Raw genomic sequence first — 12766 nt, 5'->3', positions numbered from 1 at the left:
GTCACTCGCCGCCGCGGTCTCCCAGGGCTCGAGCCACCCGCTTCGCCGTCGAGACGTTGTCCTTGCCGCGCCGGAGTCCGCGCAGCAGCGAGGCCGTGGTGACGAAGGTCTCCTCGGCCTCCTCCTGGACGACAGCGAGCAGCGCCGCGACCTCCACCACCCGCTCCTCGACCAGATCCACCATGCGACCGGTGGATTCGCTCGCGTTCTTCAGCGCCTGTCCCACGCCGTCCGCGTCGTCCCGCAGCCGGCCCGCGATGCGTCGAGCCTGATCGCTCGCCTGTTCGACGTTGTGCAGCACCGGTTTGAGGCGGTCGCTCAGGTCGGTGACCGTGCCCGAGATCTGTCCCAGAGGCTGCCGCGTTTCCCGCAACAGGCGGATCGCGTGCAGCAGGACGATGAGAATCGCCAGCGCGACGACGAGCCAGACCGCCATCCCGGCGACGACCGCGATCTCGAATGTGGTCACTGCGGCTCCTTCGGAGGACGGTCGGAAGGACTACGGGAGGAGAGTATAGGTCTGGTTCCCACAGCGCTCAACCGTGTTTGCCGGGACGTTTGCCCCCCTCGGCCCGCCGGCTACTTTGGCGCGGACTGCAGGGCCGGATGCGGGAACGGGCGGGAGGAGGCGCGATGTACTATCGGATCGAGGGCGGAAACGAGCTGAGCGGCGTGTTCACGCCGGCCGGCAACAAGAACGCCGCCCTCCCGATCCTCGCCGCCACGCTCCTCGCGCGCGAGCCGGTGCGAATCGAGAACGTCCCGTGCATCACCGATGTGGAGACGCTGCTCGACCTCCTCCGCAGTCTCGGCGTCGAGGGCGGCTGGACGGCGCCCGGCGTTCTCGAACTCGACGCCGCCGACGTGAACCCGGAGGCGCACCCGGACGCGGACCTGGCCGGCCGGATCCGCGGATCGGTGCTGCTCGCGGGCCCCATGCTCGCCCGCCTGGGGACGTGCCAGCTCCCGCACCCCGGAGGGGATTTCATCGGGCGCCGCCGTCTGGACACCCACATGCTTGCACTGCGGGCGCTCGGCGCGACCGTCGACGTCGGAGACCGCTACTTCCTGCGCGCTCCGCGTCTCCGCGGCGCGTCCGTCTTTCTGGATGAGCCGTCCGTGACCGGGACGGAGAACGCAGTGCTCACGGCGGCGACGGCGATGGGGACGACGGAGCTCCGCAACGCCGCCACGGAACCCCACGTGCAGGATCTGTGCCGCTTTCTCGTCGCGCTGGGCGCCCGCATCGACGGCATCGGGACCTCGCGGCTCGTCATCGAAGGCGTGGAGGACCTGGGAGGCGGGACGTTCCGGATCGGGCCGGATCACATCGAGATCGGAAGCCTGATCGGCCTGACGGCGGCGACGGGCTCGACGCTCGCGATCGCCGGAGTGGACGCGGCCCACTTCGACCCGCTGCGCGTCGGATTCCAGCGCCTCGGCCTCGAATTCGCGTGGCGCGATGACCAGCTCGTCGTGCGCGGCGGGGGAGAACTCGAGATCCAGCCCGACCTCGGCGGCCAGATCCCGAAGATCGACGATGGGCCATGGCCGGCGTTCCCCGCGGATCTCATCAGCATCGCGCTGGTGGCCGCGACCCAGTGCCGCGGCACCGTCCTCATCCACGAGAAGATGTTCGAGTCGCGGATGTTCTTCGTCGACAAGGTGATCGCGATGGGCGCACGCATCGTCCTCTGCGACCCGCACAGGGCCGTCGTCGTGGGGCCTTCGCCGCTGCGCGCGGCGACTCTCGAGAGCCCCGACATCCGGGCCGGCATGGCGCTCCTCATCGCGGCGCTCGCGGCGGAAGGCACGAGTCGCGTGCACAACATCGGGCAGATCGAGCGTGGCTACGAGCGCATCCACGAGCGTCTCGCGTCGCTGGGGGCCCGCATCGAACGCGTGGGGCCGGAAGGGGCATGACGGAGGTCGCGGAGACCCCGAAGGATGGCCTGCTGCGGTTGTCGCAGTGGGAATCACTCGATCCGACCGTCGTGTGCGGGATCACGACGGCGGAGCGCGGAGACCTCGCGGTCGGGGAGGCCTCGCCGGAGCGCGTGGCCGCGGTCTACGCGGATCTCGCGCGGGAACTCGGATTCCGCCGGATCTCGGTGCCGACTCAGGTCCACGGCACGGATCTCCGGGAGATCAGAGCCGAGTCCGTCTCCGACTCGGGGGGCTGCACCGTCGACCGGGCGGGTCGCGTGGACAGCCAGCTCGTCGACGGGCCGGGTTGGCTCCTGGCAGCGACGGCCGCCGATTGCGTGCCCGTCTACCTGTGGTCGCGCGAACTCGGGCGCATCGGGCTGATCCACGCGGGATGGCGCGGGGCCGCGGCCGGCATCCTTCCGCGCGCGATCTCCCGGCTCGTCCGCGGCCTCGATCGCCGCCCACCCGACACCGTCGGGGATCTCCGCGTCCATCTGGGGCCCGCGATCTGTGGGCCCTGCTACGAGGTCGACACCCCCGTGCTTTCCGCTTTCGGCCTCGGCGGCACGCGCGCGCAACTCGATCTGAGGGCGATCCTCGCCGCCCAGGCCGCGACGGCCGGCGTCGGACCCGACGCCCTCTCGAGTTCCCGCCTCTGCACGTCGTGCGGCCCCGGCGACCTTCATTCGCACCGCGCGAGCGGCGGGACGGCGGGACGGATGGCCGCCTTTCTCGGGTTGCGGAGCGACTGAGCCGGAGGCACCGACAAGCGGCCCGGCCTGTTGCAGCGGGTCGGACCCCGCCGTATGTTCCGGGTCGCATGTCCACATACGTCCGCGCGGGCCGGCGGGCGATGGCGTTACTCGAAGTGGGGAAGCTGTACGGGCCCCACTTTTTTTTGCAGTAGGGCGAACCGGATTCGCCGAAAGGGTCGGTCATGCTGGACTCGGCGGACATCGAACGCGCGGTCGAAGCCCTCGGCTTCGAGGTCGTGCAGATGGAGCGGGGCGGAGGCCGTCGCCGGCCGTTGCTCAGGCTCCGGATCGATCGGCCGGGTCCGTTGTCCGCGCGGTCGGGCGTCACCGTCGACGATTGCGTCGCGGTGACGAGGGAACTGCGTGGCGCACTTGAAGATGGGGCGGCCGACGACTGGGTGCTCGAAGTGTCGTCGCCGGGAGTGGACCGGCCGCTGGTCAGGGTCGCGGACTACGACCGCTTCGCCGGGTCGCGGATCCGCGTGCGGGGTTACGGCCCGCTGGCCGATCGCGGCCGAAAACTGGAAGGGACGCTGCTCGGGACGGTGGACGGACTTCCCGGGACGTTCGCGCTGGAGATCGAAGGGGATCGTGTGGAGATCCCGCTGGAGCTCGTGGCCTCCGCCCGCCTGGTCTACGACTGGGACGCGGCTGGAGGCGTGGGTGGGAGATAGAGAGACGCAATGAGCGATCAGATCCCGATCGTTGAAGCATTCCGCATGATGGCGGCGAACAAGTCGCTGACGGAGCTGGAGTTGCATGATCTCATCCGCGAAGGGATCCATGCGGCGCTCGCCCGTCGTTTCGGCGGTCCGGTCGAAGCGGAAATCGACGTCACCGAGGAAGGCGACATCTCGATCGTCGTCCTCAAGGAGGTCGTCGAGGAGGTCGAGGATCCGGCCCGGGAAGTGACGCTCGAGCAGGCCCGCTGGGATGACCCCGATTTTCAGGTCGGCGACCTCATGGAGATCCCCGTCGATTTCAGGGATTTCGGGCGCAGCGCGGTCATGGCCGCCAAGCAGAGGATCATCCAGCGCATCCGCGAAGGGGAACGCGACCGGATCCGCATGGAATTCAACGACCGGGTGGGAGACCTCGTTTCCGGCGAAGTGCAGGCGAGCGAGCGCGGAAAACTCGTCGTCATGCTGAACCGGTCCCGTGAAGCCGAGGCGATCATCCCGTGGCGGGAGCAGAATCCGCGGGAACGCTTCCGCCAGGGCGAGCCGATCCGCGCCGTGTTGAAGCTGCTGGAGGAGACGCCGCGCGGCCCGCGGCTCATCCTGTCGCGGGCGGATCCCCAGTTCGTCGCTTCGTTGTTCGCGCTCGAAGTGCCGGAGATCTACCAGAATATCGTCGACATCAAGGAGATCGTCCGTGAAGCGGGCGGACGCACCAAGGTGGCGGTCGCATCCCGCGATGAATCTGTCGACCCGGTCGGAGCCTGCGTCGGCCTCAAGGGGTCGCGCGTCCAGGCGGTCGTGTCGGAGTTGAGCGGAGAACGCATCGACATCGTGCCGTGGCATCCGGACCCGGAGATCTTCGCGCGCCGTGCCCTCGCTCCGGCCCGGGTCGCCAAGGTGATCTCGGATCAGGAGCGGCACGTCATTACGGCGATCGTGGACGAGGACCAGCTGTCGCTGGCGATCGGACGGAACGGGCAGAACGTGCGGCTGGCGTCACAGCTCATCGGATGGCAGATCGACCTGTATTCCAGCCGTGACTGGATGGAGCGCGGCGGAGAGGCCGGCCTGTTCGGAGGCGACGACGAGTACGAGATGTCCGACTTCCCGCTCTCCGAGCTCGAGGGGATCGCCCCGGCGACGCTTGCGGCGCTCGAGGCGGCCGGGGTCAGCAGCTTTTACGGACTCCTCGACATGGATCGGAGCGATTTCCTTCAGGTCCCGGGGATCGGGCCGGATGAGGCGGACACACTGGAAGCGCTCATCGACGAACTCACCGTTGTGGACGAGGCGCAAGCCGAGGTCGCCGCGGCTGCGAAGACCGCTGCCGAGGCGTCCGCGGAGGCGGAGGCGCCGGATGCACCCTCGGAGGCGGCGGTGCCGGATGCGGCTGTAGAGGCGGCATCCGCGGAAGCGGCCGACGCGATGAGCACGGCGGCCTCGGGCGAGGGGACCTCCTGAAGCGCGGCGGAGGTCGGGCACGGGGGGGTACGCTGAGCCTGCTCGGGATCGCGACGCGCGCGGGCCGGGTCGCTCTCGGAACGCGGGCCGTGGACATCGCGGCGCGCAGGGGAAGGCTCGCCCTGCTCGTGGTTGCGGGCGACGCATCGAGGCATGCGCTGGGCCGCCTGACTCCACAGGCGCGGCGGGCGTCGCGTGTAACCGTGGCGAGTCGCAGAGCGCTCGGACGGGCGCTGGGACGGAACGACGTAGCTGTGGTCGGCGTCACGGATTCGGCGCTGGCGCAGCGAATTCTCGAAGGGGAGCGCGCGCCCTCGCGGCGTGACGAGAGCTCCGGGTCGCAAGGAGATCCGGAAGGGCAGGTGCCTGGGCAATGAAGCGTGTCTTCGAGGTCGCGGAGGAGCTGAGACTCGACACGAGTCACCTCATCCAGTTGCTGCGTGAGATGGATGTGCCTGTGCGAAGCCACATGTCGAGCGTGGACTCCGCGAGTGTGGCGCGTCTCCATGCGCGGCTCGAGCGCGAGCGGCGGGGTGAGGCGGTCACCGGTACCGCGGCCCCCGTGCGGCGACGCCGTCGCCGGCGGAGGGCCGCTCCCGCGTCGCTCACGACCGCGACGACGGAGACCGAGGCCGAAGAAGAGGTCCAACCGCCCCCCGAGACTGCGGAAGAGGAAGTTGCGGCGGCCACCGATGTACCGGAGATCGAATCTCCGGTGGAGGCCGAGACGCCGCAGCCTGAGCCCGAAGTCGAGCCTGAGGCCGAAATCGCTCCGGAGCCCGCCGACGCGCCCGAGGAGCCCGTCCCGGAGGCGGACGAGCCGGCGGCGGCGGAAGCGCCCGTCGAGATCGCGGAGTCGGCAGAGACGGAAATCGCCGAGCCCGAAGCGGAACCGGCGGAGACGGAAGCGGCAGCGGAGGAGCCGGCCGCTCCGGCGCGCCCCGCGCGTCGGCCGAAGCCGGTCCGCCGTGACATGCCGTCGCCCGCGGCCCCCCCCGCGCCCTCGGGCCCGAGGGCTTCGGCGGGTCCCGGCGGCAAGGTGCGAATCTCGGCCGAAGGCTACACCGTCGATGGTCGCAAGAAATCTCGCGGCGGAGACGGGAAGAAGCGGCGTCGGGTGGATCGAAACGCCGTCCAGCAGAATTTCCGCAAGACGCTCGCCGCGATGGGGCAATCCTCGCCGCGGAAGCGGCGTCGCGAAACGCAGCAACAGCAGCGCGAGGCGGAGCGCGAGCAGCGCGAACTCGAACAGCGCACCGAGAAGGCGACGGTTCGGGTCAACGAGTTCCTCACCGTGTCCGAGCTCGCCGACCTGATCGAGGTCCCGCCGCAGGCCATCATCACCTCGGCGTTCAAGAACCTCGGCCTCATGGTGACGATCAATCAGCGGCTCGACTTCGGCCAGATCGAACTCATCTGCGAAGAGGCCGGCTTCACGGCGATCCGGGAGGAGGGGTTCGAGGCGGACCTCGCGAGCGACGACGAAGACGTGCCCGAGGACGAGAGTCAGTTGGTGTCCCGGCCGCCGATCGTGACCGTGATGGGCCACGTCGACCACGGAAAGACCTCGTTGCTCGACCGTATCCGGAGCACGAACGTGATCGCGGGAGAGGCGGGAGGCATCACGCAGCACATCGGCGCGTATCACGTGGTCCTCGCGGAGGGTCGGACGATCACCTTCCTCGACACGCCCGGCCACGAGGCGTTCACGGCGATGCGGGCACGCGGCGCGGAGGTCACGGACATCGTGATCCTCGTGGTGGCTGCCGACGACTCCGTGATGCCCCAGACGATCGAAGCGATCAGCCACGCCCGGAACGCGTCGGTACCGATCGTCGTCGCGGTGAACAAGGTCGACCTTCCGTCGGCGGATGTGGATCGCGTCAAGAGGGAACTCCTGGCGCGCGAGGTCGTCCTCGAGGACTTCGGCGGCGAGATTCTCGGCGCGGACGTCTCGGCGAAGACGGGCGAAGGGCTGGACGACCTTCTCGAGAAGGTCCTTCTCCAGGCGGAGATCCTCGAGCTGAAGGCGAACCCGGAGAGAGAAGCCCGCGGGACCGTCGTCGAGGCGCAGCTGGACCGCGGCATGGGCCCGGTCGCGACCGTGCTCGTGGAGCGGGGGACGCTGGAGGTGGGCGCCGACTTCGTCTGCGGACTTCACGGCGGGCGCGTCCGCGCGCTCCTCGATGAGCGGGGCCGAAAGGTCACGAGCGCCGGACCGGGAATCCCCGTGCGGGTGCTCGGGATCGAGGGCGTGCCGCAGGCGGGCGACTCCCTCGTCGCCCTCTCCGCGTCGAGGGTTCGCGAGATCGTCTCGCGGCGCCAGCAACTGGAGCGGGAGAAGGATATCCGCCGCAGGGCGACCGGAACGCGGCTCGAGGATGTCTTCGCCGCGGTCAAGGCGGGCGAGGGCGCGCGTCTGAACGTCGTCATCAAGGGCGACACGGATGGGTCGGTCCAGGCGCTCTCCGACAGCCTCGAGCGGCTGTCGACCGACGAGGTTTCGGTCGAGGTGATCCACCGGGCCGTCGGCGGCATCAACGAGTCCGACATTCTTCTGGCCTCGACTTCGGAGGCGATCATCGTCGGCTTCCACGTCCGGCCCGACGCCGGGGCGGTGGTCGCCGCGGAACGCGAGTCGATCGAGATCCGGATCTATAACGTGATCTACGAAGCGGTCGAGGAGATCCGTCTCGCGCTCGAAGGCCTGCTCGCGCCCGAGCAGCGCGAGATCACGGTCGGCATGGCCGAGATCCGTGAACTCTTCCGCGTCCCGAAGGCGGGGACGATCGCGGGCTGTTACGTCCAGTCCGGCACGATGCGGCGCAACCTTCCGATCCGCCTCCTGCGCGACCAGATCCAGATCTACCAGGGTCGGATCGACAGCCTGCGGCGGTTCAAGGAGGATGTGCGCGAGGTGAGAGACGGGTACGAGTGCGGCATCTCGATCGAGAACTACAACGACATCAAGGTCGGCGATGTGATCGAGTGCTACGAGGTGGTGGAGGTCGCGCGCACCCTCTCCGGAGCACCTGCGGGCTGACCTTCGGCGGGGCGTCATGGCCGTCATCGGGGTGGGCCGCTGGGTGTTTCACCTCCCGGGCTGCCGGTCGCTCAAGGCGAAGCGTTCGGTGATCCGCGGTCTGCGTGAGCGCACGATCCTGAAGTTCCGGGTTTCCGCCGCCGAAACCGGCCTTCGCGACCGGGCCTCGATGGCCGAGATCACGGCCTGCGTCGTATCGGGCGAACGTCGGCACGCCGAGTCCGTGCTCGGACGCATCGACCTCTTCCTGAGGTCCGACCCGCGGGCGCACGTCGTCGAGTCCGAGACCGAGTTCCTGTGAAGGCCGGCTGCCCGGCGCGGGGGAGCGCGTGAGCCATCGTCACCGGAGCGAACGGCTCGGCGAACTGTTCCGGCGCGAACTCACGCGCCTCCTTCTCGGGTCGCTCAAGGACCCGCGTCTCGACGGCGTGGTCGTGACCGATGTGCGGGCGACGAGGGATCTCTCCTTCGCCACCGTCTACATTCGCTCCGACGAGGACGTATCGGAGGGAATCGAGGGTCTGGAACACGCGGTGGGGTTCATACGACGGGAACTCGGCCGGTCGCTCCGGTTGCGGAAGATCCCCGAATTCCGCTTCGTGCCCGACGAAACGCCCGAGCACGCGAGCCGGATCGAGGAACTGCTGCGCCAGGCTCGCGAGGACGACGGATCGCGTGACGACTGAAGCCGGTCTGCTCCTCGTCGACAAGCCGGCCGGAGCTACCTCGCACGACGTCATCCTTCGGGTCCGCCGGACGCTGGGCGTGCGCCGGGTCGGCCACACCGGGACGCTCGACCCCTTTGCGACGGGGCTCCTCCTGTCGCTCGTCGGGTCGTTCACCCGACTCGCCGATCTCTTCCACGGACTCCCGAAGTCCTACGATGCGACGATGGCGCTCGGGCGGGAGACGGACACGGACGATCTCACGGGAAAGACCGTATCGGAAGACGCCGCCTGGCGGGAGCTGGATGCGGAGGCGATCCGGGCTTCCCTGGCGGCTCGCGAGGGCGTCGGACGACAGGTGCCGTCCGCCTACTCCGCGCGCCGCGCCGGCGGCGAGCGCGCCTACGCGGTGGCCCGCCGCGGAGAGCGTCCCCGGCTCGAGGCACGCGAGGTGACGATCCACGAGATCACGATTACGGAGATCGATCTCCCCCGGGTTCGCTTCCGCGCGAGCGTCTCTACCGGTACCTACGTGCGTGCGCTGGCCCGCGACATCGGGCGGGATCTCGGACCGGGGGCGCACCTGACGGCGCTGCGCCGCACGGCGATCGGCCCCTTCGGGGTGGACGAGGCGACCTCTCCCGACGCGGCGGCGGAAGCCGTGGCCGCGGCGTCCACGGCCTGGCGCCCCGGGATGGCCGCGCTGCCGTGGGTGTGGCGGCGCGAATTGAACGACGGAGAGCGGGACGAGATCCGCCACGGAAGATCGGTCGAGCGCGGAGACGTGCTTCCCCCGCCGGGACGCCCGCGCGACTCCGGGGAGGGCACCGCGGACCCGATCGCGCTGTACGCCTCCGACGACCTCCTTGCCATTGCCGAGGAGCGCGACGGTCGCCTCCATCCGAAGAAGGTATTCGCCGCGTGAGTGGGCTCCCCCCGTACGTTCGGGGCACGATCGTCACCGTGGGGACGTTCGACGGGGTCCACCTCGGACACCAGGCGATCCTCCGCGACGTTCGGCGCCGCGCCCGCGCGCGGAACGGCCGGACGGTGCTCCTTACCTTCGACCCGCATCCCCTCCGTGTCGTGCGTCCCGAAGTTGCCCCCCCGCTCCTCACGTTGCCGAACGAGAAGAAGGAGATCCTCGCTCAGCTCGGCCTGGACTACGTCGCGTTCGTCGCCTTCACGCCCGAGCTCTCCCGTTACTCTCCCGAGGAATTCGTGGAGGACATCATCGTCCCGCGCTTCCGCCCGGCGGAAGTCGTGATCGGGTACGACCACGGGTTCGGGCGCGGACGGGCCGGAGACGTCTCCGTGCTCGAACGGCTGGGCGGAATCCACGGATTCGAGGTCTCCGTCGTCGGAGGCGTCGAGGCGGACGGATCCCCCGTCTCATCCACGCGGGTTCGGCAGGCCGTGTCGGAGGGCGACATGGAGGGAGCGGCCGCGGGCCTCGGTCGTCCGTATTCGTTCCGCGGCACCGTGATCCGGGGGCTCGGACGGGGCAGGACGCTCGGTTTTCCGACAGCCAACCTCACGCATCCCCCTCCCGACAAACTCCTTCCTGCCGAGGGCATCTACACGGTGCACGCCACGCTCGGCTCCGAACGCGCCCATGGACTCCTGCACCTCGGCGCCCGGCCCACCTTTGCGGGCTCTCCACCGGCGATCGAACTCTTTCTCATCGACTTCGAACGTGACATCTACGGAGAGCGCGTGATCGTCGACGTCCTCCACCGGCTGCGCGAGGTGCGGACGTTCGCGTCGGGAGACGATCTCGCCGCACAGATGCGCCGGGACCTCGCGGACGGCCTCGAATACTTCAGGGAAACGGGTAGATGAGCGGCAAGCTGACGGTACGGGCCGGACATCCGTGGCTCATCGCCATCGTCGTCTGCGCGGGAGTGCCGCAGCCGTCCCATGCCCAGTCGCTCGTGGCGATTGCGGACGAAGCGGGGGAATGTGCGGTGCAGCTCCGGGAAGTCCTTCGTCTCGGCGCTCCCGGCGACCCCGGGACGGTCGGAAGCCGCCCGGAGATCACGCGCACGGCGGTGGGTCACTACGTGGTGGCGAGCGTGGAGAACCGCGGACAACTGCTCGTATTCGACCCGGACGGCGCGTTCATGGAGGCCCTTGGAGGGAACGGAGACGGGCCCGGCGAATATCGCGTCCCGGGACGCGTGCGTCCCGGATCCGATGGCAGTCTGCGGATCCTCGACCTCGTCAACCGCCGCATCACGCACGTATCGGCGGATGGGGGACTGCTCGAAACGACGGATATCCGAAGCCTTCACGGGCTCGACTTCGTGACCCTTGGGGCCGGAGAGCGGCATGCCGTCTCCGGGTTCGGCCAGATCGACGATCAACTGAGTGCGACGACGGAAATCGTCGGCAGCGACGGAGTCCGACTTGCGAGCCTCGGTGCCGTGCCCGTGGCATCGTGGGTCGTGAACTTCTTCCGCGCCCCCGTCGCCCTGGACGGGCAGGGCAGCGTGTGGACGACCCGGGCCGGGGGATACGGGTTCGAGGCGTGGGATCCGGAAGACGGGAGCGAGCCCGTCACGCGCCTGGCCGGGGACCCGCAGTGGTTCGACCCGGGACCGCCGCGGCCGGGGGCGCCCGTCTCGGCGCCGGCTCCCTCCATCGTCATCAGTCTTCGTGTCGACCGCGGCCTGTTGTGGGCGGGCACCTGGGTCGCCGACGAAAACCGGGAGGCGAACGCTGCCACCGCGCCATCGCCGCTCGACCTCGACCGGCTCCTCGACACCATCCTGGATGTGATCGATCCCGCGACCGGCGCACTAATCGCGCGTACCCGGCGCGACGAAGCGCTGAGAGGCACGGGAGATGATCAACTCCTGTTCGGCGTGCGGGAAGAAGGCGGGATCGCCCGCGCCGTCCTCTTCGAGCCCGCGCTCGCCGGCCCCGACTGCCCGGCGGCGGACCCGTCCGGCAGGTGAGCGCGGCCTCCGAACCGACGAGCCAGCCGATCTTCGCGGCGGAGGGGTACGCGAAGCGCTTTGGCGAGGCGGAAGTGCTCAGGGCCGCGGCGGTCCGGGCTCGACCCGGACAGGTCACCGTGTTGCTGGGGCGCAACGGGTCGGGGAAGAGCACGCTCCTCCGCTGTGCCCTGGGACGTCTGAAGCCGGAGACCGGGGCGGTCACGTGGCGCGGGCGCCCCACGCTGCGCCCGCAGATCGCCCGTATGGCGCGCGGGGGGCTCTGTTTCGTCCCCGATGTCGCGTTTGCCGTTCCGGGTCGACGCGTGCAGGCGCATCTGGACGCGCTGACCGCGGTGTTCCCGGAAGCTCGTCGACTCGCCGACCTGGACCCTCTCGAGGTGGCCCCGTTCCGTGAAGCCCGGGTGCGCGAACTTTCCGGCGGCGAGCGGCGGCGAGTGGAGCTGACTCTCGGACTCCTGCGGAACCCCCGGTGTCTGATCGCCGACGAGCCCCTGACCGGTTTGGCTCCCGTCGATCAACAGCGGGCGGTCCGAGCCCTGCGGGACGCCGCGCGGCGCGGCGCGGCGGTGCTCATCACGGGACATGAGGTCGACATGCTGATGGAAGCTGCGGACGAAGTCGTGTGGATCACGGCGGGAGGGACACGAGATATGGGTTCTCCCGAGCAGGCGTGGAGCCATCCGGAGTTTGCCCGGGACTACCTTGGCCGCCGGAGCCGAATGGAACTCCGGCCACAATCCGGCCCGGAGGACTCGGAGCCGAACCGGGCCGGAGTGTCGCGCCCCACGGCGCCGCCGCCGGCGTGGTCGAGCCGCCTTCGCCATGTCTGGCTGCCGCTGGCCGGCGCCGCGGCGGGGATTTGGGTCACTGTCCGGATCGCGATGACCGCGTTCGGATCTGCCGTGCGAGCGCTCCCGGGAGCAGGGGACGAGGCGGTGTCGGCGTGGGCGGCCGGTACCGCCGCGCCGGTTGTCGGAGTGTGTGTCCTGCTCGCATGGGTCGACCATCTTCGGCGCGGCGCGGACGCGTGGCTGCCCACTCTCGGAGTCGGCCGCCCTGCGGCGTTCATCACTTGGGGCGCAACCTGCCTGGCCCTGGAGCTGGTGGCCGCCACGCTACTCGCCGCCCTGTGAGCGCACGCCTCGCCGGGAGTCGGCGGAGAGGGCTTGGCGCTTGCACGGCGACGCACACCTTTACATGAGCGTGTCCCGATTCTAGCTTTATTGATTGTATGTGAAGCGGTGCGGCGGGATCCCGCCGTTCTCCCGGT

The 12766-nt window shown here is 69.7% G+C and carries 12 protein-coding genes; 11 read left to right on the top strand and 1 reads right to left on the bottom strand.

Features of this window, described 5'->3' with window-relative positions; translation table 11 throughout:
* Position 1 precedes the first annotated feature (1 nt).
* Positions 2-469: a hypothetical protein gene (locus tag ACQY5G_RS13405; RefSeq protein WP_420616843.1), complete on the bottom strand. Its 468-nt coding sequence runs from the start codon at positions 467-469 to the stop codon at positions 2-4.
* A 164-nt stretch (positions 470-633) separates the two neighbouring features.
* Here ACQY5G_RS13405 and murA point away from each other — a divergent pair, with 164 nt between their 5' ends.
* The 11 genes from murA (at position 634) to ACQY5G_RS13350 (ending at position 12629) form a co-directional block, all read left to right on the top strand.
* Positions 634-1923 (top strand): UDP-N-acetylglucosamine 1-carboxyvinyltransferase, encoded by a 1290-nt coding sequence (gene murA / locus ACQY5G_RS13400; RefSeq protein WP_428274742.1) that lies wholly within the window; start codon positions 634-636, stop codon positions 1921-1923.
* A complete protein-coding gene (locus ACQY5G_RS13395) occupies positions 1920-2681 on the top strand; it encodes a polyphenol oxidase family protein (protein WP_428274740.1) in 762 nt (253 codons plus the stop codon). The genes murA and ACQY5G_RS13395 overlap by 4 nt, the downstream gene beginning before the upstream one ends.
* 185 nt (positions 2682-2866) lie before the next feature.
* A complete protein-coding gene (gene rimP, locus ACQY5G_RS13390; protein ID WP_428274738.1) occupies positions 2867-3358 on the top strand; it encodes a ribosome maturation factor RimP in 492 nt (163 codons plus the stop codon).
* Between the two features lie 9 nt (positions 3359-3367).
* Positions 3368-4825, top strand: coding sequence for a transcription termination factor NusA (gene nusA, locus ACQY5G_RS13385; RefSeq protein ID WP_428274736.1), 1458 nt, complete (start codon positions 3368-3370; stop codon positions 4823-4825).
* A 373-nt stretch (positions 4826-5198) separates the two neighbouring features.
* Complete coding sequence (gene infB / locus ACQY5G_RS13380; RefSeq protein ID WP_428274734.1) at positions 5199-7868, top strand: translation initiation factor IF-2; 2670 nt, start codon at positions 5199-5201, stop codon at positions 7866-7868.
* 16 nt (positions 7869-7884) lie between these two features.
* Positions 7885-8169 carry a DUF503 domain-containing protein gene (locus ACQY5G_RS13375; protein WP_428274732.1) on the top strand — a complete coding sequence of 95 codons (285 nt, stop codon included), beginning with the start codon at positions 7885-7887 and terminating at the stop codon, positions 8167-8169.
* 28 nt (positions 8170-8197) lie between these two features.
* A complete protein-coding gene (gene rbfA / locus ACQY5G_RS13370) occupies positions 8198-8554 on the top strand; it encodes a 30S ribosome-binding factor RbfA (RefSeq protein WP_428274730.1) in 357 nt (118 codons plus the stop codon).
* Positions 8544-9458, top strand: a complete 915-nt coding sequence (gene truB, locus ACQY5G_RS13365) for a tRNA pseudouridine(55) synthase TruB (protein ID WP_428274728.1) — start codon at positions 8544-8546, stop codon at positions 9456-9458. The genes rbfA and truB overlap by 11 nt, the downstream gene beginning before the upstream one ends.
* Positions 9455-10375, top strand: a complete 921-nt coding sequence (locus ACQY5G_RS13360) for a bifunctional riboflavin kinase/FAD synthetase (protein ID WP_428274726.1) — start codon at positions 9455-9457, stop codon at positions 10373-10375. The genes truB and ACQY5G_RS13360 overlap by 4 nt, the downstream gene beginning before the upstream one ends.
* Complete coding sequence (locus ACQY5G_RS13355) at positions 10372-11493, top strand: 6-bladed beta-propeller (RefSeq protein WP_428274724.1); 1122 nt, start codon at positions 10372-10374, stop codon at positions 11491-11493. The genes ACQY5G_RS13360 and ACQY5G_RS13355 overlap by 4 nt, the downstream gene beginning before the upstream one ends.
* Complete coding sequence (locus ACQY5G_RS13350; protein WP_428274722.1) at positions 11490-12629, top strand: ATP-binding cassette domain-containing protein; 1140 nt, start codon at positions 11490-11492, stop codon at positions 12627-12629. The genes ACQY5G_RS13355 and ACQY5G_RS13350 overlap by 4 nt, the downstream gene beginning before the upstream one ends.
* The last annotated feature ends 137 nt before the right edge of the window (positions 12630-12766 follow it).

The sequence above is a fragment of the Candidatus Palauibacter sp. genome (assembly GCF_965261555.1).
In the GTDB taxonomy this organism is placed as follows: Bacteria; Gemmatimonadota; Gemmatimonadetes; order Palauibacterales; family Palauibacteraceae; genus Palauibacter.
This window is presented reverse-complemented; position numbering and strand designations above follow the sequence as displayed.